General features: G+C 45.4%; 20 protein-coding genes. 11 read left to right on the forward strand and 9 right to left on the reverse strand.

The annotated features are described in order from the left end of the window. Window positions 1–3: 3 nt before the first annotated feature. The 3 genes from ilvM to K5L93_RS12130 all read right to left on the reverse strand — a co-directional run bounded on the left by ilvM (window position 4) and on the right by K5L93_RS12130 (window position 2,423). Window positions 4–276 carry an acetolactate synthase 2 small subunit gene (gene ilvM / locus K5L93_RS12120; RefSeq protein WP_220720084.1) on the reverse strand — a complete coding sequence of 91 codons (273 nt, stop codon included), beginning with the start codon at window positions 274–276 and terminating at the stop codon, window positions 4–6. Further along, window positions 276–1,934 (reverse strand): acetolactate synthase 2 catalytic subunit, encoded by a 1,659-nt coding sequence (gene ilvG, locus K5L93_RS12125; RefSeq protein WP_220720085.1) that lies wholly within the window; start codon window positions 1,932–1,934, stop codon window positions 276–278. Before ilvG ends, ilvM begins: the two co-directional genes overlap by 1 nt. Before the next feature lie 318 nt (window positions 1,935–2,252). Next, complete coding sequence (locus K5L93_RS12130; RefSeq protein WP_220720086.1) at window positions 2,253–2,423, reverse strand: hypothetical protein; 171 nt, start codon at window positions 2,421–2,423, stop codon at window positions 2,253–2,255. Between the two features lie 17 nt (window positions 2,424–2,440). On the opposite strand from K5L93_RS12130, the gene K5L93_RS12135 reads away from it, so the two are divergent. After that, window positions 2,441–2,887, forward strand: a complete 447-nt coding sequence (locus K5L93_RS12135; protein WP_246615044.1) for a DUF192 domain-containing protein — start codon at window positions 2,441–2,443, stop codon at window positions 2,885–2,887. Window positions 2,888–2,955: 68 nt separating this feature from the next. Continuing rightward, the gene (locus K5L93_RS12140) at window positions 2,956–3,516 is read left to right on the forward strand and encodes a sugar O-acetyltransferase (protein ID WP_220720087.1); all 561 of its coding nucleotides are present in this window, start codon (window positions 2,956–2,958) and stop codon (window positions 3,514–3,516) included. A 98-nt stretch (window positions 3,517–3,614) separates the two neighbouring features. Here the strand turns inward: K5L93_RS12140 and K5L93_RS12145 are convergent, their stop codons facing one another. Further along, entirely contained in the window at window positions 3,615–4,385 is a 771-nt protein-coding gene (locus K5L93_RS12145; RefSeq protein ID WP_220720088.1) for a PEP-CTERM sorting domain-containing protein, read from the reverse strand. 310 nt (window positions 4,386–4,695) lie between these two features. On the opposite strand from K5L93_RS12145, the gene K5L93_RS12150 reads away from it, so the two are divergent. The 6 genes from K5L93_RS12150 to recD all read left to right on the forward strand — a co-directional run bounded on the left by K5L93_RS12150 (window position 4,696) and on the right by recD (window position 16,790). Further along, complete coding sequence (locus K5L93_RS12150; protein WP_220720089.1) at window positions 4,696–5,112, forward strand: CBS domain-containing protein; 417 nt, start codon at window positions 4,696–4,698, stop codon at window positions 5,110–5,112. Between the two features lie 78 nt (window positions 5,113–5,190). Further along, entirely contained in the window at window positions 5,191–6,705 is a 1,515-nt protein-coding gene (locus K5L93_RS12155; protein WP_220720090.1) for a YifB family Mg chelatase-like AAA ATPase, read from the forward strand. A 463-nt stretch (window positions 6,706–7,168) separates the two neighbouring features. Continuing rightward, window positions 7,169–7,564, forward strand: coding sequence for a hypothetical protein (locus tag K5L93_RS12160; RefSeq protein ID WP_220720091.1), 396 nt, complete (start codon window positions 7,169–7,171; stop codon window positions 7,562–7,564). A 110-nt stretch (window positions 7,565–7,674) separates the two neighbouring features. Continuing rightward, window positions 7,675–11,028: an exodeoxyribonuclease V subunit gamma gene (gene recC / locus K5L93_RS12165; protein ID WP_220720092.1), complete on the forward strand. Its 3,354-nt coding sequence runs from the start codon at window positions 7,675–7,677 to the stop codon at window positions 11,026–11,028. Further along, entirely contained in the window at window positions 11,021–14,737 is a 3,717-nt protein-coding gene (recB, locus tag K5L93_RS12170; RefSeq protein WP_220720093.1) for an exodeoxyribonuclease V subunit beta, read from the forward strand. The genes recC and recB overlap by 8 nt, the downstream gene beginning before the upstream one ends. Further along, a complete protein-coding gene (recD, locus tag K5L93_RS12175; RefSeq protein WP_220720094.1) occupies window positions 14,727–16,790 on the forward strand; it encodes an exodeoxyribonuclease V subunit alpha in 2,064 nt (687 codons plus the stop codon). Before recB ends, recD begins: the two co-directional genes overlap by 11 nt. A gap of 83 nt (window positions 16,791–16,873) precedes the next feature. Here recD and K5L93_RS12180 read toward each other — a convergent pair whose 3' ends face one another. After that, window positions 16,874–17,302, reverse strand: coding sequence for a helix-turn-helix transcriptional regulator (locus K5L93_RS12180; protein WP_220720095.1), 429 nt, complete (start codon window positions 17,300–17,302; stop codon window positions 16,874–16,876). Between the two features lie 98 nt (window positions 17,303–17,400). On the opposite strand from K5L93_RS12180, the gene K5L93_RS12185 reads away from it, so the two are divergent. Further along, window positions 17,401–17,838, forward strand: coding sequence for a PACE efflux transporter (locus K5L93_RS12185; protein WP_220720096.1), 438 nt, complete (start codon window positions 17,401–17,403; stop codon window positions 17,836–17,838). Here K5L93_RS12185 and K5L93_RS12190 read toward each other — a convergent pair. The 4 genes from K5L93_RS12190 to K5L93_RS12205 form a co-directional block, all read right to left on the reverse strand. Then, window positions 17,835–18,365, reverse strand: a complete 531-nt coding sequence (locus K5L93_RS12190) for an NUDIX hydrolase (RefSeq protein ID WP_220720097.1) — start codon at window positions 18,363–18,365, stop codon at window positions 17,835–17,837. The two genes, K5L93_RS12185 and K5L93_RS12190, sit on opposite strands and share 4 nt — an antisense overlap. Before the next feature lie 262 nt (window positions 18,366–18,627). Continuing rightward, window positions 18,628–19,842 carry a M24 family metallopeptidase gene (locus tag K5L93_RS12195; protein ID WP_220720098.1) on the reverse strand — a complete coding sequence of 405 codons (1,215 nt, stop codon included), beginning with the start codon at window positions 19,840–19,842 and terminating at the stop codon, window positions 18,628–18,630. 121 nt (window positions 19,843–19,963) lie between these two features. Further along, a complete protein-coding gene (locus K5L93_RS12200) occupies window positions 19,964–21,127 on the reverse strand; it encodes a GGDEF domain-containing protein (protein ID WP_220720099.1) in 1,164 nt (387 codons plus the stop codon). Between the two features lie 153 nt (window positions 21,128–21,280). Further along, window positions 21,281–22,546 carry an esterase-like activity of phytase family protein gene (locus K5L93_RS12205; RefSeq protein ID WP_220720100.1) on the reverse strand — a complete coding sequence of 422 codons (1,266 nt, stop codon included), beginning with the start codon at window positions 22,544–22,546 and terminating at the stop codon, window positions 21,281–21,283. Window positions 22,547–22,780: 234 nt separating this feature from the next. Here K5L93_RS12205 and K5L93_RS12210 point away from each other — a divergent pair, with 234 nt between their 5' ends. Further along, window positions 22,781–24,808, forward strand: coding sequence for a methyl-accepting chemotaxis protein (locus tag K5L93_RS12210; protein ID WP_220720101.1), 2,028 nt, complete (start codon window positions 22,781–22,783; stop codon window positions 24,806–24,808). Window positions 24,809–24,861: 53 nt separating this feature from the next. Continuing rightward, window positions 24,862–26,367, forward strand: coding sequence for a Ppx/GppA phosphatase family protein (locus tag K5L93_RS12215; RefSeq protein WP_220720102.1), 1,506 nt, complete (start codon window positions 24,862–24,864; stop codon window positions 26,365–26,367). The last annotated feature ends 21 nt before the right edge of the window (window positions 26,368–26,388 follow it).

The following is a 26,388-nucleotide window of genomic DNA, read 5'->3' on the forward strand; positions in this document are numbered from 1 at the left end:
TGTTTAGGCAATGGCCGCTTTTGGCGAAGCCACTGCTTGTAATTGGGTTAATTGCACTTGCTCAACGTCAAACAATTTCACTAATTGATTAGTAAGGTGCTCTATTGGACGCTCACTTGTCACACTAAGTTCAATACGGTATCCAGACTGCTCTTGGTCATTGGACTGCTCAATTTGCATAGATTGTACTAAAAAACCACGGTGACGTGTCAGTCGTAATACACGTTCAAGTACATCTGCTTGCTGGCGAGTAGAAATGGTTAGTGAATGTTGCATTAGCAGTCCTCCATCATTTTGTCGTTGGCCACACCGGGTGGCACTAATGGCCATACGTTTTCTTCAGCATCAATTAATACATGCAGTAGGTAAGGGCCTTTGCTGTCTAGCATCCGTTGCAAGGCTGCGTGTACATCCACTTTGTTACTAATGGTTTCGCCGGGAATATCGAAAGCCGAGGCCATTTTTACAAAGTCGGGGTTGTCATCAAGAATCGTTTCACTAAAGCGGCCATCAAAAAATAAGTTTTGCCACTGGCGAACCATGCCTAAGCGGTTATTGTCGATTAACAGCATTTTTACTGGCAGCTTAGCGCGTTTAATGGTGGTGAGTTCTTGTACATTCATCATGAATGAACCATCACCAGAGACGTTAATTACGGTGTCGTTAGGGCGAGCAAACTGCGCGCCAATGGCTGCGGGTAAACCAAAGCCCATAGTGCCTAGGCCTGCACTTGATAAATGATTCTCAGGGCCATCAAACTGCATATGTTGGGCTACCCACATTTGGTGTTGGCCAACATCACAAGCTACCACGGTGTTTTTATCCACCATCTTGCTTAAGTCGCTAAGCATAGCTGGCGCAAAAATATGCCCGCCTGGGTGATCATAACGCCAAGCAAAATCATGTTTGCGTTGTGCCACTTTTTCTTGCCAGATATCAATCTCGGTTTGGCAATGTAGCTTGGGTAGGGTTAGCTTTAAGTCGCTATCTAGTGCAACATCTGGGGTGCGGCGTTTACCAAATTCGCTGGCATCAGCATCTAGGTGAATCACTTTGGCATTTGGTGCAAATTCATCAAGCTTGCCGGTAACGCGGTCATCAAAGCGCGCGCCAATCACCACCAATAGGTCAGTTTCTTGAACACTTAGGTTGGCTGCTTTAGTGCCGTGCATGCCTAACATGCCTAAGTAGTAAGGTTGTTCTTCGGTGATCGCTCCAATCCCTTTTAGCGTGCTCACACTTGGGATTTTGCTGTAGTTTAAAAACTCACGTAACTCAGTCACAGCATTGGCCATGCCTACGCCACCACCCACATATACAATAGGTTGTTTAGCGCTGGCAATGAGTTGCTTGGCTTGGCTAATTAATTCTGCGGCAGGTTCTACAGGAGCGCTGGCAGCAGCCAAGTAAGCGAGGCTTTCTTCCACTTCGGCTAATTGCACATCTTTAGGCACATCTATAAGCACTGGGCCTGGGCGGCCGCTGGTGGCAATCTCAAAAGCTTGTTCTATGGTGCGTTTAAGCTCTTTAACGTCGGTCACCATAAAGCTATGTTTGGTGACTGATAACGACATACCTAATACGTCTACTTCTTGGAAGGCGTCGGTACCGATTACAGGCTGGGCTACTTGCCCAGTAATCGCGATAAGTGGAATGGAGTCTAGCTGCGCTTCTGCAAGGCCGGTGACTAAGTTGGTAGCGCCAGGGCCAGAAGTGGCGATACATACACCAACTTTTATGCCCGAAGTTGCTCCTGCGCGGGCATAACCCACCGCTGCCATTGCCGCACCTTGCTCGTGGCGAGTAAGCATGTGCTTTACACCACCGTCGTAGAGAGCGTCGTATAAAGGCATAATTGCCCCGCCAGGATAACCAAATACTTGTTCAACGCCCTGTTGTTTCAGAGTCGCTACAATTTGTTGCGCACCATTCATTACTACTTCCTTTCCACCGTTAACAAAAAACCCCCGAGCTTTGCAGCGCGGGGGTTTGATGTTGTGTGCTTGTTTCAGTTACAACAACGCATCCCCGCGAGGTGATAGAATAATCACCACAAGGACGACGCTAATAATTAGAGCAACTGAAAGAGACATATTTAAAACTTTCCTAAAGCATTGGCTAACAAGTATCACAGGATAAAATGTGATTCAAGTCCACATTGGCTGCTAATTGTTCTGCCTGCGGTACGTTTAATAAACAATTTAAGGTTTCTTAATCTGTATTTTGTTTCATTATTGGTTGTATGCTCTGTTTTATTTGTTTTGAGTGGTGATAAATTTTGCATATACAGCAGATTGTTCATTGCTCATTTGGCTAAAATTATTGCACTTTTTTCGTTGATTTGCGTTTAAGCAAGGTAAAGTGGTGGCTTGCTTAGTGAGTTGTTTATCTGACATGGTTTTACTTAGCGCCGTTTTAGTCACCTGGGAATCCTGTAACTTTGAATGTATCCGTTTATAAATACGTCCTATTGGTTTTACTGGTTGTCACCAAAAATGTGGGGGCTGCAACGCCAAGTGAGAAATTTCCAGCGGTGGCGGTGGAGGTCAATCAACAGCACTACACGGTGGAATATGCCTACAGTGATCAACAGCGCGCCTTGGGTTTAATGCATCGCCTGCACTTGTGTAACGATTGCGGCATGTTGTTTAACTTTCAGCGCAGCAAACAAGCTCAAATGTGGATGAAAAATACTGTGATCCCTTTAGATGTCGCTTTTATCCGCAAAGATGGCTCTATTAGCGAAATCACTCAGATGCAAGCGAATGATGACAAACTAACTAAATCGCGCTTTCAAGTGATGTACGCTTGGGAGATGAATCAAGGTTGGTTTGCCAAAAATGCAATCCAAGTCGGAGATAAAGTAGTGATTAAACCTGTAGAATAACTTACTGAAAATAAAACATTTCGCTGCAGTTTTGTCCTAGTGGCGGCCAGTTTCTCGAAGAGGTAAGCATGACAGAAAAAGAAAAGATGTTAGCTGGAGAGTTGTATTTAGCCTTTGACGGAGAGTTGGTTGAAGAGCGTAACCAAGCTAAGTCTCTATGTTACGAACTTAATTTGTTACACCCGGAAGAAGACCTGCGCGCCGAGGTTTTAGCCGAGCTGTTGCCAAACAGTCTCGATCCTTGGATAGAGCCAGATTTTTTCTGCGACTACGGCTATAACATCACCACCGGTAAGAATTTTTATGCTAACCATAACTGTGTGATACTTGATGGTGCGCCTGTCACCATCGGCGATGATGTGATGCTGGCCCCTTCTGTGAATATTTCTACTGCAACTCACCCGCTAAACGTTAAGCAGCGCACCGAGGGATTAGAGCGGGCTTTACCGGTAACTATTGGCGATCGCGTGTGGATTGGCATGGGGGCGAATATTCTACCCGGCGTAAGCATTGGTGATAACGCAGTGATTGCCGCTGGAGCCTTGGTTAACAAAGATGTGGCTGCGAATACAGTTGTAGCCGGCGTGCCGGCTAAATACGTGAGAGATATTCCCGAGCACGAAGACTAGAGTAACTATAACTGAGCTTATTTTTGATGGGCTATACGACAATCAAACTAGCTACAAATGAGATTAAATCTGTAGCTGGTTTGATATCGCGAGGGAGCTTAAGCGTGAGATTTAAAGCGGCGCGCGGCTAAACCAAATAAACCCAAGGAAAATACGGCAATGGTAGCTGGCTCCGATACCACAGCTGGGGCGTTACCAGTATTCTCTTCAGCTAAAGAAACTACGTAGTTAATAACTTGCGGAGCATAGATGGTGGCAAATGCTCGAGAACCAGAAAGGTAATAGTCCAACGGGATGCTTGAGTAATAGATATCGCCTAAGCCAAGTTCGAAGCTAAAATCAACTAAGTTTCCATCAGTTCCATCATCAAAGATGGCAGTGTAAGCACGATCAATAGATGATTCTGCCACATAACCATGACTCGAAGAGTTGCCGCCGTCTAGAGTAGAATCTGTGATTACCGCACCTGCTACTCCGTTAGCTTGGGCCAAATCGATATTGGTGCTTAAGTTGCGTGTAAATGTAAAATTATCGGCACCAGGCAATACATTATTCGTGTTAGACACGTAGCGATCATGATACATAAAAACACCGCCGCTCATCACATAGTTCTCTATGTCAGTAGCGTAGGTGCTTAGCTGTGAAGAATGGCCAGAATTACTGCTATTTAATCCCCAAATAACATCGTAGTTTGATAGGTTTGAGTAGTCTGAGATAAGTTCGGCGGTGTGGCCTTGGTTGTTTGCAATGCTTATTGCTTGTGATGAGCTGTTACCAAAAACGCCGATTACACCTGCATTAGCCGTTAAAGAGAATAGAGAAGATGCAAGTAGACTACTAAATGCAATTGTTTTTACTAGCTTTTTCATTAACTTTGTTTTCCATGTTTAATTGTCTGGCCTGCATAAGCAAGAGTTATGCCTTATTCTTGAGGCCTTATATGACATGGTGTGAGAGGAGGTGTTGATATAACGATTTATGTATTGTGTAAACTTTTCTGACATGTTCTCCAGCCGGGCTTAGGTGATTAGTTTTTCTTCTTGCTGAAAGAGGTGTTAGTAGCAAGGAGGTGTTAAGTGGCAAGCCGCCTATCAATCTAATAGTTATAAGCCATTTTTTATCTGTCTTGGCTTGTATTATATTTGAGCTGTAATCTTAAAGGCCCTTGAAGGAGGTCTTATGCAACAGCTTAATGTTAGACACTACATGCGCGCTCAATTCTTGAGTTTTACCGAAGAGCAAAGCATTAACGAGGCCAGCGAACTGCTGACTAATTCACACCAGCTTGGTGCCCCAGTGGTTGACGCTAAAGGCACATTAATTGGTTGGTTATCGGAGCTAGACTGCGTAACTCAAATGCTGCAAGCTGGTTACTACTGCGATCAAAGTGCTTTAGTTAAAGACATTATGCGCAGTGAAGTACTGAGTGTTGGTCCAGATGAAAACGTGCTGGATTTGGCAAAAACCATGACCGACAACAAACCTAAAAGTTACCCCGTTGTTGAGAATGGAAAATTGCTCGGTTTAATTGAGCGTAAAGCGGTATTAGCGGCACTTCATCAACAACAGCAACAATGCTTTAATGTAAAACAATAAACCTAATTTCAGTCACTTAATAACAACTTTGGCAAATAACTACTACTATGTAAGTTGTTATTAAGAGCTGGAGATAACATGGGTTTAGCGATAGTTAAAACGTGTACCTTAGTGGGCATGGAAGCCTTAAATGTGACTGTAGAAGTGCATTTAGCCAATGGTTTGCCAGCCTTTTCTATTGTAGGTTTACCTGAAACCTCGGTGAAAGAAGCTAAAGATAGAGTTCGTAGCGCGATTCTCAATAGTGGCTTTTCCTTTCCTGCAAAACGCATTACCGTAAATCTAGCGCCTGCAGATGTTCCCAAAAGTGGAGGTCGCTTTGATCTGCCAATTGCTATTGGTATTTTGGCCGCTGCTGGTGATGTTCCTCTAGCTTGTTTAGTTGACATGGCGTTTTGCGGTGAGTTGGCTTTATCGGGTGCCATTCGCCCGGTGAGCGGGGCAATTGCTACCGCCTTATCCATAAGCCAGCAGGGCTTAACTTTGGTGACTAGCGAGCAAGATGCTGACGCAGCGGTTAGAGTGCCAGAGGCTAAAGTACATGGCAGTGCCAGCTTGCAGCAGTTAAGTGCTGGTCTTAATGGTCAAAGTGCTTTTAACCTGAAGGACTCTCAGGTTATTGAGCCTCAGTGTAACGAAAGCCTCTTAGATATGAGCGAAGTGCAAGGTCAACATCTGGCAAAACGTGCTTTAGAACTAGCTGCCGCCGGCGCACATAATTTACTCATGATGGGACCTCCCGGTACCGGAAAAACCATGTTAGCGAGTCGCTTACCGGGCATATTACCCAGCTTAACCGAGCAACAAGCCATAGAGGTGGCGGCAATTAATTCGGTAAGCGCCCAGCAACGAGAGCTAGAGCAATGGTACATTCCGCCTTTTCGGAGCCCGCATCATAGCGCCTCAATGGTAGCACTGGTGGGCGGTGGTTCAAACCCTAAGCCCGGCGAAATAACCTTAGCGCATCATGGTGTACTTTTTTTGGATGAGCTTCCAGAGTTTGCTCGTAGTACTTTAGATGCGTTGCGCCAGCCGCTTGAGTCGGGTGAGGTGCATATTTCTCGTGCTGCTTTGCAGGTAAGTTTCCCCTCGCGCTTTCAGTTGGTGGCAGCAATGAATCCTTCACCTTGTGGTTACTATCAAGGTCAGCAGCTACGCAGTAATCCCGATCAGATTTTAAAGTATCTTGGTAAGCTGTCGGGGCCGTTTTTAGACCGCTTTGATTTAAGTGTTGAGGTGGCTGAGTTACCCAAAGGCAGCTTAACTCAGCATGCTCAGGGGGAGTCTAGTGCCCAGATAAAACAGCGGGTGATTAACGCGCGCAAGCTGCAGTTGGAGCGTAGTGGTAAGTTAAATAGCCAACTCTCTGGTAAAGAGCTTCACCAGCATGCCAGTTTAAGCCTTGAAAATAGTGAGTTTTTAGAAAGCAGTATTAGTCAATTAGGTTTATCTGCTCGCGCATTTCATCGCGTTTGGCGCTTAGCCAGAACCATTGCCGATCTTAAGCAGCAAAAAGATATTCAACGCAACGATATTGTGGAAGCTCTAAGCTATCGGGCAATGGATCGCTTACTTAAGCGTTTGTCTGCCTAGTGTTTGTATTTTGTCGAATTTCTCCTTTCTCTATTGATTAATAAATCACTCACCTGATTACGAATTATCTCAGTGTTGGCGGGGCTTAGCTGGCATTCTGTCTTAACGTAAACATTTTGCTACAACAAAATGGCTTGATAATTGTATAGCTGTTAGTGTTCAAATTATTGACACTTTATTAGAATGACGTGGAGATAACGTTTTCATAAGCTTCTGTTTTTCAAGTACAATATAAGGTATAAACACAGAGTTATAGATAGCGCTTAGCAGGAAGGGCGCAGCTCGGCGCTTGATTAGAGCAATAATAAAATTATAAAAAATAAAGGCAGTAAGGTTAGAAATATGACCTTGACCGAAAAAATGTCAAACAGGCGTTTACAAGGGTGAAACTGCTACTTAAAGTGCACGCGAATAGGCCGTATGCAAAGAGCTTATCGCACTTCAAAAGAAGGAAGGAAATACTATGATGAAATGGATGGTGATTGGCATTTCTCTATTGTTTGGTACCGCCAATGCGCAAGATGTAAGAATTTGGCTGCAATCTGGCAGCGATTCCCAATGGATGCAAATGCAAGATTTACAAATCCAAAACTCCGATGGCAGTTTGCAACAACGCATTGTTGCCTTAGATAGCCAAGGAAAACCGCTGTTTATGCCACTGAGTGAGTTGGCGTTTATTCAAGCCGATAACAAATATTATTATGTTTCAAATGAGTACGTAGCTATTACTCATAGTGGTGCCAAATTTAAACTTCCTAGTGGTGATGAAGCCGACAATATGTTTGTTGCACGCAACGGTTACGGCGGTTACACCAGTTTCGACTACTCTGCGCTGCGTCGCATTATCTTCTCTAAGTAGTTAGCTGTTCAGCTAACTACTGCCATCCAGTGAAAATCGTTTAAGCAACACTTTTTTAAGCGTTTTTTTCTGGCACAATAAAGGCTGCTTCGTTCAAGGGAACAGCCTTCTTGTTATATCTTTACCAAAGTAATCATTTAGATACCTTACAAATTTTATTGAGTAAGGTGATGGCCTTGCAAGCGCCAGAAAACCCATTTACTCAACAGCAGATCTTGGTACAAAGCCCTGGCATGGCGCAGTGGTTAAAACTGCAGTTAGCCGAACAACAAGGCATTGTGGCAAATGTGGCGTTTCCGCTGCCTGCTAGCTTTATTTGGCAAATGTTTCACTTAGTTCTGCAAGATGTTCCCGAGCAAAGTCCCTTTAATAAAGAAGCCATGAGTTGGCGATTAATGCGCTTGTTGCCACAACGTTTGCAAGAGCCAGCATTTAACGCCTTGAAGCACTATCTGTTGGGTGAGCAAGAAAGTGAGGACATTGACAGTCGTAAGCTTTGGCAACTGGCACAAAAAATTGCAGATATTTACGACCAATACTTGGTGTATCGCAGCGAATGGACCAGTGCATGGGAAGCGGGTGATGACTTAAACGAGGTGAGCGAAAGTCAGCCTTGGCAGCCGATACTGTGGCGTGACTTGGTAGATGACACGGTAAGCGCTATGGACTCCCCTTATCACCGGGGCAACTTATATATCGACTTTGTTGAACAGTTGCGAGTGGCCAGTGCCGCGCCTGAAGGTTTGCCCGAGCAGGTGTTTATTTTTGGTATATCAGCCTTGCCGCCAGCCTATGTTGAAGCCCTAGACGCCTTAGCATTACATTGTGAAATTCATCTATTCCTTACCAATCCTTCAGAGCAATACTGGGGCGATGTTCGAGACGTTAGCACCCTGCTAAAACAACAATCCGATATCAGCCAAGTAGGAAATCCTTTATTGGCGTCTATGGGCAAGTTAGGCCGTGATTACATTGAATTGTTGCACCCGCTAAATAAGCAAGAAACCGACATTTTTGCCAGTAATGTAAATGAGCAGCAGGCTCCAAGTTTATTGGCAATGGTTCAAGACGATATCTTAAAGCTGCAAGACCCCATTGATTATCAGAAGTTTGACAACAGTTTGCACAAGCGCCAGATCGAGCCTGATGATTGCAGTGTGCAATTGCATCTTTGCCATAGCCCTCGCCGAGAGCTAGAAGTATTACACGATCAACTTCTGGCGATGTTTGAGCAAAACCCAGAACTAAACCCTCGCGATATTATTGTAATGGTGCCCGATGTAAATCGTTATGGGCCAATGATTCAGGCAGTGTTTGGCAGCACCAGTGCAGAAACGCGCTTGCCTTTTGCTATTTCAGATCGCAGTGCCACTCAAGAAAACCCTGTTTTGTTAAGCTTTTTGGAGCTATTGGCGCTACCACAAAAACGTAAGTCTGCGGCAGAGCTCTTAGCGTTATTAGAAGTACCGGCGATTATGCGTCGTTTTGAATTGGCAGAAGACGAACTTAAGTCGCTGCGCCAATGGGTGAGAGAAGCAGGGGTGCGTTGGGGGCTAGATGGCAGTGACCGCAGCCGCTGGCAGGCCCCAGAAGATGAAACTCACTCCTGGCTATTTGGCCTTAAGAGGATGTTGTTGGGTTATGCGATGCCCAGTGATGCGGGTTTACATCAAGGGGTGCTAGCCTACGATGAGGTGCAAGGGAAAATTGCCTTAGCAGTGGGCAAGCTAGCCGACTTTATAGACCAACTAATGTTGCTAGAACAACAGTTGTTGAGTGCGGTTAACGCCGAGCAATGGCGACTGCGTTTACAAGATCTTCTCAGCAATATTTACAGCTTTGATAGTGATGACGAAACCGAGCAATTGCGCCTGCATAAGCTGTTTGAAAACCTCGTAGAGCAATGCCGCAGTAGCGGTTTTATGGAGCTTATCAGCCCAGAACTCATTTTGGATTATTGCCGTAATCAGCTAAATGCGCAGCGTGGTAGTCAACGTTTTTTGGCAGGGCAAATTAACTTTTGTACCTTACTGCCAATGCGTGCCATACCATTTAAGGTGGTGTGCTTATTGGGCATGAATGACAGTGAGTATCCGCGCTCCGTGCCTAGCATGGGCTTTGATTTAATGGCGCAAAATCCTGCTAAACGTGGCGACCGTAGCCGCCGAGATGACGACCGCTATTTATTCTTAGAAGCATTGCTGGCCGCCCAAGATACCTTATATGTCTCTTATATTGCCCATAGCGCCAAAGATAACAGTGAACAAACGCCGTCGGTGTTGGTAGCAGAGCTATGTGATTACATTGGCCAAAGCTGCGTGCTACAAGGTGATGAACAACTAAATGTGGATCAATCAGCCAAGCGTTTGTTAACGCATCTTAGTTGTGAGCATCCCTTGCAACCCTTCTCGAGCGAGTATTATCAAAGCCAAAGCGATAAGTTTAGTTATGCGCAGCGTTGGGTGCCGGCGGTGGCTGCCCAGCAACAAAGCAAAGCGCCCGAGCCTATAGAAGAAGCGCTGATCAATGAAGGTTACATAGCGGATATTGAAATGGACGAGTTGCTTGCCTTTAGTCGCTCGCCCATCGCTTATTTTTATCAGCGGCGCTTAAAAGTGAGTTTTCCGCGCTTAAGTGAGCAATTAGAAGAAACCGAACCCTTTTTAGTAGAAGGGTTAGCGGGTTTCTCTATGAAGCAATATTTACTCGAACAGCAACTTAACAAGGCAGATAAAAAGCAGCAATTTGCGCTGTTACATGCTGCCGGTAGCTTGCCACATGGTGGTTTTGGAGAGGTATCGTTTGAGCAGCAATGGCAAGATCTTGAACCTTTGGCCGATGCCCTATTTCCCTTACTCGCGGGAGGGCTCGTTAAGCGCCAGCAGCTAGCACTAGAACTAGAGTATTCGCTTGAAGATGGTTTGCAGCAGTGTCGTTTGTCGGCTTGGTTGAAACACCAATACGCACAAGGTTTAGTGAGTTATCGACCGGGCAGTATTCGGGGTAAAGATTTGGTTGCTGCTTGGCTGTGGCACTTAGTGTTTCACGCCAGTTTACCTGAGCAAGCGCTTAGCTCTTATGTGCTTGGTCGTAAAGGGGCTTGGCAGCTTTTGCCATTAAGTGCCGAACAAGCAAAAGAGTATTTAGCGCTTTGGCTAAGCCACTTACAACAAGGTTTACACCAGCCGATATTGCTACCTATCGAAAGCGCTTGGCAGTGGATAAGCCAATGTAAAGACAAGAAAACCGGCAGTATTGAGTACAGCGAGGCCAATCTAGATAAAGCAAGACGGGCGGCACGCAATCAGTTTAACGGAGGGCCGTTTGCTCAGGCAGAAGGCGCAGATCCGTATATTCAAGCCCAGATAAGTGATTTAGAAGCCATTTGGCCGCAGTTCGAAGCTAGCGCTAAAGCTTTGCTTGGACCTTTGTTAGCTCATCTAGAGGAGTTTGCTGGTGTCTAATCTAAACCAAGCTACTCAGCAGAGCGGCGCGATGAATAATAACTTAGATGTTTTCACCTTTCCCTTGAATGGCTCTCGGCTTATTGAAGCTAGTGCTGGTACGGGGAAAACCTACACCATTGGCGCTTTGGTGCTGCGTTTGTTGCTAGGGCATTATCGTCAACCAGAGCAAGCTTTTAGCCAAGCTGGAGAGCACGTAGCGCTCACTATTGAGCAGATATTGGTGGTTACCTTTACCGAAGCGGCTACGCAGGAGCTGCGAGGGCGAATTCGCGAGAAAATTCATCAAGCGCGAATTGCTTTTTTACGAGGCCAAAGCGATGACTTCATTATTAGTCAGCTGCTAGATGAGGTTAACGACCACCCGCAGGCGGCGCAACGTTTGCTGTTGGCTGAACAAAACATGGACCAGGCGGCGGTGTTTACCATTCATGGTTTCTGCCAACGCATGTTGAAGCAACATGCTTTCGAATCGGGCTTGCCCTTTGAGATGGAGTTTCTTACCAATGAAATTCATCTGCGTTTGCAAGCGGTGCAAGACTGTTGGCGTCAGCGCTTTTATCCCTTATCGGTGCCTTTGGTGGGTCGAATAGTGCAATGCTGGGCCAGCCCTTACGACTTACATCAAGAGTTGGGCGGCTTGCTAAATCAAAGCCATTTTGAGCTACAAGGAGTGCCGCAAGAGCAAGATTTAGAACGCTTTTTTGCGCAACAAATTAATCGCATTGATGCCTTTAAACAGCTTTGGAAACCTGCAGCGGCAGAGATTGCTGAACTTATTGCAACCGCGCCATTAAATGGCAATAAGTTTCGTAAAGCTTCGGTCGAAAAATGGTTGGGCTTAATTAACCAGTTTGCAGACGCCGCAACCGACAGTGACTTTTTAAGCAAACCATTGCGCGAAGCTTTGGCTAAGTTCACGCCAGAGAATCTAGCTAATGGCGTAAAAGCTAAAGGTACGCCGCCGCAACACCCCGCGTTTAACGCAATAGAAACCTTGTTTGATGAAGAACAAAACATTAAAAACTTGCTGTTAGCCCAGTTGTTGCCGCAAATCCGTCAGCGTTTTAGTGAACTCAAGCAACAACAACAGCTGTTGAGCTTTGATGATTTATTGGCGGGTTTGGCCAAGGCGCTAAATGCACCTCAAGGAGAAGTGCTAGCCAAGCAAATCGCCGAGCTCTATCCCGTCGCGATGATTGATGAATTCCAAGATACCGATCCTCAGCAATATCAGATTTTTTCTCAGCTGTATATTGATAGGCCCGATACCGCGTTAATGCTAATTGGCGACCCTAAGCAGGCGATTTATGGTTTTCGCGGCGCCGACATTTTCACTTATATGCAAGCGCGCAACAAGGTTACCGCACGTTACAACCTGCCAACCAATTGGCGTTCTACTGGCGCGATGGTGAACGCATGCAATAAGTTGTTTGAGTGCCATGCTCGGCCATTTATTTTTGACGATGCCATTGAGTTCATCCCAGTGAATGCGGCTAAAGCAGAGCTGAGTGGTTTAGTTATAAACGGCGAGCCACAGGCAGCCATGCAGTTTTTGTATCAGCAAAATGCAGAATTTGTGCGCGGCGAAGATTATCTTGTTGGTCAGGCTCAACAGTGTGCCCAGCAAATACAGACTTTGTTAGAAGCTGGGCAACAAGGGCGTGCAACTCTGGGTGATAGTGGAAAAACAGTGCAAGCGGGCGATATCGCGGTGTTAGTGCGCACTCGCCGTGAAGGCGAAAAAGTGGCTGCGGCATTGGCTAAACAAAACATTGCCAGTGTCAGCTTATCTAACCGCGATAGTGTGTTTGAAAGCCCCGAAGCCTATCAGTTTTATTTGCAGTTATTAGCCTGCCAAGAACCGCACAACGACCGAAAACTGCGCGCAGCTTTAGCCTGTAAAATCTTAGGTTTAGGTTTAAGCGAGTTGGACCAGCTAAATACCGACGAGCGCAGCTGGCAACGCTATTCCCAAGAGTACAGCGAGTACCAACAGCTTTGGTATAAACAAGGCGTACTGGCAATGTTTTATTCTTGGATGAGCCAACGTGGCATTAGCGAGCGCTGGATCAGCCAAAACGATAACTATGGTGAGCGCTTACTTACCAACTTGATGCATTTAGCTGAGCTACTGCAAAACCAGAGCGCCGAGTTGGATGGTGAAGCAGCGTTAATGCGCTGGTTTGCCGAACAACTACTCGAACCCGATGGCAATGCCGACGATCAACAACTGCGCTTAGAAAGTGACGCGAACTTGGTGCAAATTGTCACTATTCACAAAAGTAAGGGCTTGGAATATCCGATTGTGATGTTGCCGTTTATTTTGGCTTATCGCGAAGCGAGCGAGGCGCTTTATCACCAAGGCGAGCGCTTTATTCTCGATTTAAATGGCAGTGAGCAAGCTATGGAGGCTGCCAGCCAAGAGCGTTTGGCCGAAGACTTGCGCTTACTTTATGTAGCGGTGACGCGAGCGGTGTATTGCTGTTATTTAGGTGTGGCAGATCTGAAAAAAGGTAACGCCAAAAAAGGTTATACCGACGTGCATCAAAGCGCCCTAGGCTACTTGTTGCAACAAAATCAGCCACAACCTGCTGGTGCGCTTAGCGCTATTTTGGACAATTTGGCTCAGCTTCCCTGCATGAGTTGGCAAACAGTGAGTGAGCAAACACTTGCGCCATATAGCCCGCTAAACCAAGAGCAGCAAAGTTTTGCTGCTAAGCAATTTACTACCCAGCTTAATCGAAATTGGTGGCTAACCAGTTACTCTGCGCTTAGTCGCCAGCAAGGTCATGGCGCAGGCTTTGATGCCAGTAGCGACATGGCATGGCTAGATGAAGCAGAAGGTTTAAGTGCTGAGCCAAGCCAAGTTGAACAGCCGCAAACGCTGACTATTTTTGATTTCCCTCGTGGCGCAGAGGCTGGTACTTTTTTGCACTTATTGTTTGAAGAAGTGGATTTTCAAGCCGATTTAGCGAGTATTCAGCTGGCTATTGCACCCTTACTGCAGGCCTCTAGTTATAATCAGTTGGACGCCCAAGGCGAGTTGTTATGGTTAGCGCCATTGGCTGATATGTTCCAACAAGTGTGTGCTACGCCTTTGGATGATGCTGGGAGCGCTGCTGCTTACAGTTTAAGCCAACTAAGCCCAGCGCAACGCTTGGTCGAAATGGAGTTTTTCTTGCCAATTGCAGACCTACAAGCCAATCAAGTTAATCAGCTCATTCAATATTTCGACCCATTAAGTCGCCAAGCTAAACCTTTGGATTTTGCTAGTGTGCAAGGCATGTTAAAGGGCTTTATCGATTTGGTGTATCAACATGATGGTCGTTATTACGTATTGGACTATAAGTCGAATTATCTGGGGGCAGAAGTAAGTGAGTACCAACAACAGGCAATGATGGATGCTATGGTTGAGCATCGCTACGATTTCCAATATCAGCTGTACAGTTTGGCTTTACACCGTTGGTTGGGGCAACGAATACCTGACTACGACTATGAGCAGCACTTTGGCGGGGTTTATTACTTATTTTTGCGTGGAATGGCTGGTGAGTTAACTAGCCAAACCGGTCAAAACGAGCAGCGTAATGGCGTGTATTTTAGCCGACCAGATCCGCAATTTATTGAGTACCTTGATCAGCTATTTGCCGGGCAAGATCTTAATCAAACATTAGTGCAGTTAAATCATGTGGAGGCGAATGATGACTAGTTTACTGGTTAATGATATTAGCCTTCTAAGCATTACTGATTGGCTCCAACAGTTAAAACAGCAGGGACAAATCAGCGCCTTAGATTTTCACTTTGCTAAGTCGTTTGCAAGCAGCGAACAGGCCGATGTTTTGATGGTGGCAGCCGCGCTGGTAAGTAATGAATTACAAGCTGGCCATGTTTGTATCGATATGCCTAACCTAGCCAAGCGTTGTGAACAATTGGGCGCTTGCCCACTTGCAGGCGCGCTTGAGCCTGAATTTTGGCAAGTGCAACTTGGGTCTTCAGCGGCAGTAATGCAAGCCGAATTATCCAGAGATGCTAAGCCATTGGTATTGCAGTATGGGCGCTTATATCTGTATCGATACTGGAACTATGAGCAGCAAATTGCCGATTACTTCGGTGAAAACTCACTTACCAGTGATTACCCCTTAGCCCAAATACAACAGCAAGTGGAGCAATTGTTTAGCCCTAACTGGCAAATGCTATTACAGGCTAAAGCCGCTTATAGTCCGCAACAGATGGCTTTATATGCCCAGCAATATTTGGATGTAAGTGACGCGAACTTGCTTAATAATGCCGAGTTCTTAAGCAAACTCGCTGGCATTGAACAAGTATCAGAACTGCAAAGCCTAGTCGCTAAAATGGCTAATGCTAGCAAGATAAACTGGCAGAAGTTGGCAGCCTTACAAGCTTGTTACCAGCCTCGGCTAGTGATTAGTGGTGGGCCGGGCACCGGCAAAACCACCACTGTGACGCGCTTGCTCGCCTTATTACAAGATTTACAACTAAGTGCAGGAAAAGCGGCGTTAAACATTCAGTTGGTTGCACCAACGGGTAAAGCTGCCGCGCGCTTAAGTGAATCTATTATCGGCGCAAAACAGCAGCTTAATGCAAGCGAGCAAACTATCGCAACTATCCCTGAGCAAGCTTCAACTATTCACCGCCTATTGGGTGTTATACCTGGGCGGGCGGAGTTTCGTCATCATGCCGACAACCCTTTAGCTTTAGATTTATTGGTGGTGGATGAAGCGTCGATGATTGATATGCCACTTATGGTGAAGCTATTGGCGGCCATGCCTAAACAGGCGCGAATTATATTGTTGGGGGATAAGGACCAACTGGCTTCGGTAGAGGCGGGGGCAGTATTGGGGGATTTATGTGCCTTTATTGAGCAGGGATACAGCCAAACTTTGCTGGATAATTTGCAAGCCAGCAGTGGTTTTAACTTAAGTGCTTGGCAAGCTAAGCAACCTTTACCGATAGCTGATAAGCTGTGTTTGTTGCGTAAAAGCTATCGCTTTGATGCGCATTCGGGCATCGGTTTGTTGGCGGCAGCGGTAAACCAAGGCCAAGTTAAACAAACCATGGCTTTGCTGGAATCACGTCGCGAAGACTTACCCTATCAAACGCTAAATCAAGACAGCTATAAAGATTTGCTAGAGCAAAGTGCTAAGGCTTATCAGCCCTATTTAGAAGCGTTGCGCCAAGGTTTACCGATGGAACAGGTATTTGCCAAGTTTCATCAGTTTCAACTATTGGTTGCTCTTCGTAATGGTGATTTGGGTGTGACTGGGCTTAATCAACGCATCGAGAAACGGCTAAACCAGCAAGGTTTTATTACGCTGCCAAAACATGCCGATAGCGTGTGGTATGCCGGTAGGCCAGTGATGATTGAACAAAACGACCACGAGCAGCAACTATATAACGGTGATATTGGTATTTGTGCGCAAGATGAAAGTGGCCAGCTAATGGTGGCTTTTGAATCCGCCAATGGTTTGCGCTGGTTATTACCTAGTCGCTTGCCTGCTCACCAAAGTGTTTACGCCATGACGGTACATAAAAGCCAAGGTAGCGAATTTAAACAGGTGTGTATGTTGCTGCCGCCGGCCACCCAAGCCTTGGTAAATCGAGAGTTGTTGTATACCGCAATCACCCGCGCAAAAACTACTTTTAGTTTATATGCCGATGCTGAGAGCATAAGTGCTGCATGTCGGAATAAAACCCAGCGGCGCTCGGGCTTGGTAGAGCGCTTGGGCAGGGTTAACGAGTGATTTAAACAAAGGGTTTGGCAGGGCGTGTGTTGACGTCCTGAGATTGCTAAATGCCTTTAGCTGCTCGTTGAACACTGCTGTTGTCAGTTTTTACGTTGTTGAATGTATTCCTTAAACAGCTTATGCACGCCGTGTAAAAACTCTAGTTCGTCGCGCCGCGCACCCAGCATATCGTCAACAAAGCGCAGGCTACTGGCGGGAACGGGTGGCCCTTTCACTAAATCACGCTCATGTTGAGATAGCGGTAATATGTACACCACACTCAGATCTAACGCTTTGGCAATTTTAAACAATTCAATCAGGCTAAAGTTAGCGTTGCCGTCTTTATCCAGCTTGTTGTAAAGGGCGCTTTTTGAAATGCCGCTTAGCTTGGCCAGTTGATTACGGTTAAGTTTGCAATAGGCTAGCAATGACTCGATCCGGTCGATTTGCATAAAGCGATATTCGCGCTCGTTTATATCTTTAAATTCAAAACTGCCTGTGGCAATGCTGTCTAGATCAGAGCTGCCCATAACTTTTCCCTGTTTGCGGAAAATGCGATGTGTTTTGTTCCAGTATAGGGAATCGTATACCGATAAAATAGCCTTATTGAATCGAACGGGAGATAAGCATGAGACAAACATCCGATAGAATTCGCCATGCCGTAGGTTTTGAGTTAGTTGGCCTATTAGGAGCTATGCCTTTGCTGGCTGTGCTGTTTGGGGTAGACCCAATGCATTCTGGCGCGATGGGTTTGTTTTTTTCGGTTATCGCTACAGCGTGGAACTATTTCTACAATCGCTGGTTTGATATTTTTTTATTTAAACGCCAGGGGCACAGCGATAAAAGCCAAAAGCAACGCATCTTCCATGCCTTTGGTTTTGAGTTGGGTTTGTTAGTTATCACTATTCCAGTAATGGCTTGGTGGCTAAATGTTAGTTTGCTAGACGCGCTGATTATGGATGCAGCCATGATCATCTATTACTTGTTTTTTGCATACTTTTATAACCTGGCGTATGACAAGTTATTTCCAATTAACAAAGCCAGTAAACTGCTTACTAGCGTTTAGTCGAGTAAACCCGCAAGCTTAGCGCGGCTATAACAAGCAATGGTTTTGGCATCGTTGATGGTTCCATTAACGATGCCTAACTCAAACTCCTCAATACTCATTTCAAATACTTCAATAAACTCATCTTCGTCGCATTGACCTGCTTGATGCGAAAGCTGCTTGGCCAAAAACAAATACTGTATCTCGTCACAAAAGCCCGGCGCCGGATATAGTTTACCTAGGCTGTGCCATTGCTTGGCGACGAGATTAACTTCTTCCTGCAGCTCGCGCTTAGCACAGGCTAGTATTCCATCCTCGCTTTGTTCATCGGCCTCTATGGTGCCAGCAGGGAGTTCCACCAACCAGTCTTGAATGGCAGTGCGATACTGGCGCTCCATAACAATGTTGCCCGCATCATTAATCGCTAGCACTACCACTGCACCAGGGTGGCGAAGTGTGGTAATGGTTTTTTGCTGTTGATTAGGCAGACGTTGCTGCTCGCGAGTTACCTCAAAACAATGCCATTTTAGTAGGCTTTGCTGTTGCATAGCGGGATCCTTTTAGCGCCAAAAAACTTAGCTTACTGCAGCGGCAAATAATTGTATTTGTAAAAAACTGAAAATTTAAATACAAATTTATCAATTTCTGGTGGTTAAAGCCTTAAAAAGTATTAATGAATCGAGCGGAAAGGCCTTTGAACCTTATTTTGTAGAATACTAATTTTTTGGAGGCTGATTTTCGTAACAGCCACCCTAGCCCTAAAACTAAAAGTGGCTAAGCTAAGCTGCTTGGCTTATTGGTAGCGCTTATTTAAGCTGTTTGGTAGCCAAAAGGGTCATCAATGCTTGGGCTTGGTTGAGTGAACCAAACTGGCCCTGATTCGCTGATATAAAAATGATCTTCTAAGCGAACGCCAAAGTGTTCGGGTATCACCAACATCGGCTCGTTACTAAACACCATGCCTGGAGCTAATGCGGTCTCATCGCCCGCGACTAAATAAGGCCCTTCGTGAATATCTAGGCCACAACCGTGCCCTGTGCGATGTGGTAAGCCAGGTAAGGCATATTCTGGCCCATAGCCATCCGCTTCTAGCGATTGGCGAGCGGCTGCATCTACACTGGCGCAGCTAGCGCCAAGTTGCGCTGCATTAAACGCAGCCTGTTGTGCGTTATGTTCGCTTTGCCAAGCTTTGCGTTGTTGTTCTGTAGCTTCACCGTAAGCGTAGCTGCGGGTTATGTCTGAGTTATAACCGTGCAATAGGCAGCCGGTATCAATGAGTACCCAATCGTTTTCTTGCAAGATTTGCGGTTCTTTTACGCCATGTGGAAATGAGCTGGCTAGGCCAAATAGCACAATACAAAAAGATGACCCGCTAGCACCTACCTTTTGGTGGGCTTGGTGGATGAACTCGGTCACTTCGTTAGTGCTAATGCCGGGGCGTAAAATTTTAGCTGCAGCTTTTTGCACCTCCATTGTCATGTCTTTGGCTCGTTGCAACAGGGCAATTTCGGCGGCTGATTTTATAGCGCGGCAAGCTTGAGTGACTACATCACCATTTACAAAATTTAACTCAGGATTCGCATTAATCAGACCGTCTACCAAAAAGAACGCGGCGCTAGGGTCAACTGCAATGGTGCCGCTAAGTTTTAGATCCGAGCATAGCGTTGAAAACAACTGATAAGGGCTTTGGTGTTCATGCCAGCCGTGGAAGGGGGCATCAATAAGCATGAAGTCGTTTAAAGAGTCTTGCTCAAAACACGGAGCAATATAGTGCAGTTGACCATCGGCCGTTAGCAACGCTCCTACCATGCGCTCGCTGGCACTCCACTTTAATCCAGTGAAATAATACAAGTTAGTGCCAGCGTTTAAGTAAATAGCGCTTATGCCTTGTTGCTGCATTAACTTACATGCTCGTTGCTGGCGCTGTTGGTACTCGGCCTGACTAATTCCACTTATGTCGCTACACATATTGCTTAATGCTGCCAATTGTTCACTGGCTGAACTGCCACCTACCCCTATGGTCATTGTTTTTCCTTGTTGCATGATTAGCTAAGATAGTCGCGCTATCTAGGGTTTACTAAAGAGTATGGTGAAATGCTTAGCGGGTAAAGTGGAATTGACAGGCAAAAGTAGTGAAATATTTCAACTAGCTGCTGGTGCTTTCATTTAGAGCATACACCTTGACCTTGTTCCCGCCCTGGCGTTTGGCTTGGTACATTGCCTCATCGGCTTGTTTAATCAGTTTGGAGAGATCTTGAGTTTTTAAGTTTGAGGCTACGCCAAAGCTGGCACTCATGTAGAGCTTGCCTTTACTGGTTTTTAGCGCTTGCTGATTGAGTTGAATGCGGATCCGATTTGCTAGTGCATTAGCCTGCTGCGCGTTGGCTCCGTTCAGCGCTATTACAAACTCCTCGCCACCAAAACGGCCAAATAAATCGCCGACACGCAGGTTATCTAGGGCTATCTCTGAAAAGTGCATTAAGGCTAAGTCACCATTGTCGTGGCCGTAGTCATCGTTAATGCTTTTAAAGCGGTCTAAATCGATAAATACAACGCTAATTTCACCACCAGAAAACTGCGCGCGTTTGGTCATTTTTTCTAACTGTTTTAAAAAGTAACTGCGGCGCATGGCACCAGTAATATCATAATTAGCCAGCTGTTCTAGCTGGATGATTTGCCGCCAATGCAGTAAAAAGTAAAACACGTAAGTTTGCAGTGCGTTTCCGGCGAATATGGCTAACGAGAGTAAGGTAGGCACGCCAAGTAATAAACCCTGATTTTGTGGCGTATGTTGCATGGTGATGTAAACCCTGAGCAGTAAACAAGTACCAAAGAACAAATACAAGCCAATGACTAACCACAAGGCATGATTGCGTTGCTGAAACCAATAACGAAAGTAAAGGTAAGCACAATAGAAGCAGCATAGTGCTATGGTGCTCGATAAAATGGTGATGCGTGACTGGCTAGAAGGCTCAATCGAGATAAAATAAAACATTAATGCGCAATACAATAACAGCGCTATCGACAAAAAGTTGCGATTAAAGCCTTGTTTTAAGTAGTTATGATGGCCAGCTACAATCAGCAGGAACGAGCCGACAAATAAGATACTTTGTAGTAATACTTCGGTGGCTGATGGCTCTTTAGATAACAGCACTATTAGTAAGGCACACACTTGAGTGTAGGAGGCCATAATCCAACAATCTAGCGCGGTTTTTTGCCCATGAAATATCCGAATGAGGGTCAGCACTATAGCTGACACTACGGTGACTAAAGTGGTTAAAATAAAATAGGTGAGTCCATCAACAACCATTAACGAGCGATTCCTTTCTGCTACACCCATAGTGTAGATGGCTGTTTTATTTATACAAATTGAATGTTCTGAAGACGGTGCTGTTCGAGCAAAAAACCAGCATTAAATATAAGAAACCCAGAACACCTATAAAAGTACTCTGGGCGTTTTGGCTTATCGGCCTTTTAACAGATATAAGGTATTGCGATCGATAGTTTGATTCGCCGGTAGTATCTTTTGGATAACATGCTCGCCCTTAGCGGTTACGGCAAAATCGTCATCATTAAGTACCGCTAACTGATTGTCGGTGCGCAGCCACAAGCCTTCAAGTTTGTCGTGTGGGTAGGGGCTAGGTAAATCTACCAATAGATCATTTACCAAGGTTTTTGTTACTGGCTTGATCCCTTGTTGTGCGAGTTCTTGCCAACTCATTTGCTCTAGGGTTTTCCCTGCAAAGGTTAATCCCAGCTCGGCGTCTACGTCGCCACTTACATCGGTGGCTTGGCTTAAATCTATTTGATAAATACGCTTGTATTTGGCCTGTTTTTTACCACTAGCACCGGCAAAACCACCGTCACGTTCAATAACCAAAAACTGTTGCTGGTTTAAGGCGACAATTTCTGAGTTAGAAAGGTTATTTGCTTCTTGTTGGTAAAGGTATTGTTGGGTTTTTCCACTAGCAATATCAAAGCTCACGATGCGAGTGAGGTTTTTATTGCTGATAGCCTTTTTACTTGGGTTGTAAAGTGTCGACTGCATAATGCCAAACAATACTTTCTCGTCTGGGCTAATTGCCAAACCTTCCATTCCGCGATTCGCGCGACGATTCGCCAATACCGCAGGTAGCTTTCTGCCACCAGTTCCGGTACCAAAGGGATTTATACGCTCTAGTTCTACACCAGTGGCACTGTAATGAACAATATGTGGACCGTATTCATCACTCACCCAAAAGCTGCCATCTTTTAAGGCAACTAAACCCTCGCTATCTAAACCAAAAGGATCGGCTTGTAGTACCGACTTGTCGTTAGCGTAGGCCACTTCACCGGTATCGCCCATGCCTTTGGGGTTTGGTAAGCCAGAAATTGGCGTGCCATTTGGGTCTTTTAACAAGATTTCTTTTACTTGGTTTACCTCACCATTGGTAAAGCTAAATAAACCAATGCGCGGCGTGTACTCTGGTGTTGGAAAAATCTTGCCTTTACCCTCAGGGCCTTGGTATTTGGCATTGGGGCCACGATCGGTAAGTGCATAAAAATGATCAGCCAAGTGCGGATGGGCGGTCATGGCAGAACCGTATCCACCATTGCGGATTTCGGTGCCGTTTTCCATACTTGTTAACACTTGGTAAGGCAAAGCTGCTGAAGATGCTTCATCTTTAGCTAATATTTGCGGGCTAGTTAACAAGAGTAGAGAGAGGGGGAGAATCAGCCGTGGGCTCATGTTTGCTTCCTTGCTATGATGTTTTATAAAAAAATAATACAAACATCAGGTTAATCTTTTATTACGCATTTTTTTGTGCGAACTATGAGCTAAAAAAGCCAAAACTAATAATGGCTTACAGTTTTTTGATGTGCGGAACTTCGCACAATAACGACTAAAAAAGATAATCAAGAAAATCCTTACTAGTCTTACTAGTACGGGAATTAGCGAGCTTTTGGGAAAAGGTAGCAAGGCATGTTGGGAAAAAGTATCAATCAAATCTCGGTTGTTCATCGTTTATATATAGGGTTTGCCGTTCTCACCTTGGTGATAGCGATGGGCGGGGGGGCAGCTTTTTTGTTGGCCCAGAAAATTAACTCAAGTTTCAGTACGCTTACAGAAAACAGTGCAAGAACACAGTTGCTTGCAAACCAGGTAGGCAGCCAAGCGCTTCGAGCAGGTATTTTGTTGTTAAGTTTGGAGAAGGCCAGTGACTTAGATGAGTTGCAAAACATTAATAGCCAAGCTGATGAATCTCTAAATGGTCTTGAACACTATGTGTCAGAATTAGAAGCTCATGCCCAAAAGTTCAATATTAGCGGCTTGTCTCAACATCTAAGCGACGTTGGCAATGTAGAAGATACTTTGACCTCTCAAGGTGAGCGATTAGCGCAGTTGCAAAGTACTTACTTGCAACAAGATGAAAAAGTGCGGGATGACCTGAGCCAGTTTTTATTTCGCCTTGCAGATCTGAAAAGAATAGTGACTAAAGTTGCCAGTCCTGCAGCTGCTGAAGACTCGTATATTGAAGATATTCTCACCATGGTAATGGAGCGGTTTGGCTTGATGGAGTTTTTGCTATCAAATATGGTAAATACTCGAGACCCGCTAAAAATCGCCGATTTAGTTAAAAAAATTCAATATAACAACCGTGTATTTAACGACGATTTTTCTTCGTTAATTGATGAGGTTGAAGGCTTGGCAGATCCTCAAGTCGCAGACTTGGTCGCTGAGTTTAACCGCCAAGTGAACGATCCAAGTGGTATTGTAGAGCGCTACGTAGATAGCCAAGAAACCATTGCAAATATTACCATCCAAACAACGGACATTAATCGCCAGCTTTCTGGTTTAGATTCAACTGTTACTAAGATAGTTGATTTAGCTAATCAGCAAAGTGATGTCGCCAGTGAGCAGGGACGAAGTTTAATTCTTAATGCGCGCTCTATAACTGCGGTTGTTGTGCCTTTAGTGATTGTTTTTGCCATTGCTGTTGCATATTGGCTAGCGAGTTTGATTCGTAAGCCTCTGGAGCACACTCAATCACATATTTTGTTATTGGCAGAGGGGGATTATAGCCAAACCATGAAAGGCACCTATTCAGGAGAGTTTGCGGTCTTAGTGGCGGCCATTAACCGAATGATTGAACAGGCTCGAGATGTATTTAGCCAAATTCAAAGTGCCGCTCACCAACTTAGTGATGTGTCGAGCAAAAATAAAGAGGCATCGAGTGTGGTGAAAACCAAGCTTGATAAACAAACCGCTGAGTTGAGTAGCGTGGCAACTGCCGTGACTGAAATGGAATCTGCGATTAAAGAGGTGGCTTCAAACACCGAAAGCAGCCGCGAGTTGTCTATGTCCGTTGAAAACAATATTGATCAAGGCCAGCAAGTCATGAATCAAAACATCGAGATGATAGATAGTTTGGATGATGCGCTGCAAAGCACTTCTGGCCAAGTGGATAAGCTAGCAGATGCCAGTAAACAAATTGGATCAATTATTGAGGTGATCGACGGAATTGCTGAGAAAACTAACCTGCTCGCACTCAATGCGGCCATTGAGGCTGCGCGAGCCGGTGAGCAAGGCAGAGGGTTTGCGGTAGTGGCCGACGAAGTGCGTAGTTTAGCCAGTCAAACCACTAAAAGCACTGAGTCAGTGCGGGCAATGATTACGACATTGCAACGCGAATCAACTCAGGTATTTGACGCAATGGCTGCTAGTCGTGAGCAAATGAGTCAGTCAAAAGAGTTAGCCGAGAAATCACGTGAAGCGATCATGACCATTCGTTCCGATATGAGCCAAATGCGTGAAATGACCGACCAAATTAGTGTTGCCGCGCAAGAGCAGCATCATGTGGCCAGCGAAGTTACCCGTAACGTCAATGTGATTGCCGAAGTGGCTGAGGATAATTTCGAGCAAATAGAGCGAGTTGCTCAATCGAGTGAAGCCCTACAGCAACAGGTAAATGACATAGAAACTATGTTAAAACGCTTTATATTGAAGTAAATTAAAGAGCCTTTTGGCTCGGTCTTTTGCGAGTGACTCGCTGAGGTTAGTTTATGTTCAATTTATCGCGTTTGTTGAGTCCTAAAACTCAACAGCTGGCAGCTCTAGATTTAGGCAGCAATAGTTTTCATCTAATTATTGCTGACTGGGAAGACGGCGAACTTAAAGTTCGCGATAAAGTGAAAGAAATGGTGCGTTTAGGTTGGGGTCTGCAAGATGACGGCAGCCTCGACGCTGCAGCTTGGAACCGTGCCCAAGAATGTTTAGACCGTTTTGGTGAGCGCCTTCGTGAATTTAAACCTGGCAGTGTTAGAGTGGTTGGCACCAAAACCCTGCGTAGCATCATTGACTCCAATGTATTCTTGCAAGCTGCTGAGCAACGCCTTGGCCACCCTGTTGAAGTTATTTCCGGTGAAGAAGAGGCGCGTTTAATCTATTTAGGTGTGGCACATTACATGGCACCTACCAATGGCCCGCGCATGGTCATTGACATCGGCGGCGGTAGTACCGAAGTCACTTTAGGTGAAGGCATGGAACTAAAGCTCAAAGAAAGCTTAGATATGGGCTGTGTATCTATCACCAAGCGTTTCTTTAAAAGTGGTCGAGTCACTAAAAACCGTTTACTTAAAGCCGGTGTCTATTGTTCACAACAGCTGCTGCCAGTGGCTGATGATTTCTTAGAGCACACCTGGAATGAGTGCTTAGGTGCTTCAGGCACCATTAAAGCAGTGGCTAAAGTGTGTTCAGAGAACCAATTTTGTGATGGTGAAATTCAGCTCAAGGGTTTAGATGCCATTATTGAATGCTACCTTGAAGCAGGCGAATGCAATTTACCCTTAAAAGGGCTGTCACTAGAGCGTCAGCCAGTATTCTTGGGTGGCGTAGTCGTTCTACGGGCTCTATTTCAAGCGTTAAATATTGATACTATGCATGCGGCAGAATCGGCCTTGCGTGAAGGTTTGCTGTATGAGTTAAAAGGCCGTTTAGAACACAGTGATATTCGCCCTGCTAGTGTGCAAAAGCTAGCTGAGCGTTACCATGTAGACGCTCAGTTTAGTGGTCGGGTAGACAGTACTTGCCAGCTATTGTTAAACCAAGTTGCCGAAACTTGGTCTTTAGATGAAGTAGAAACCGCCAAGTTGTTGAATTGGGCTTCACAGCTCTTTTTGGTGGGCTTAGATGTCGCACATAGTGACTATCATAAACACGGTGCTTACATTGTTGAGCATGTGGATTTGGCCGGTTTTTCTCGTTTAGAGCAACAGCAGCTTGCTGCCTTGGTGTTGGCTCATCGTAAGCGCATTCCAGTTAAGCAGTTTCCGATGGAAAACGTAGACTTGCTTAAGGCGTGTTTGATCATTCGCTTATCGGTGATTTTTAACCGTGGTAAACGCCGCCAAACCCTGCCTGAGTTGCAATTTAGAGCTGCTGGACAACAAATGAGCTTGTTATTGGAGCAGGCATGGCTGCAAAACAATCCTTTAACCCGCGCAGATTTAGAAAATGAGCAACAATACTTGAGCCAGATAGATTACAAACTCGATATCATTGAGCTCTAAAAAGCAAAATGCAGTTCAAAG

Source organism: Agarivorans litoreus, assembly GCF_019649015.1.
Classification (GTDB): Bacteria; Pseudomonadota; Gammaproteobacteria; order Enterobacterales; family Celerinatantimonadaceae; genus Agarivorans; species Agarivorans litoreus.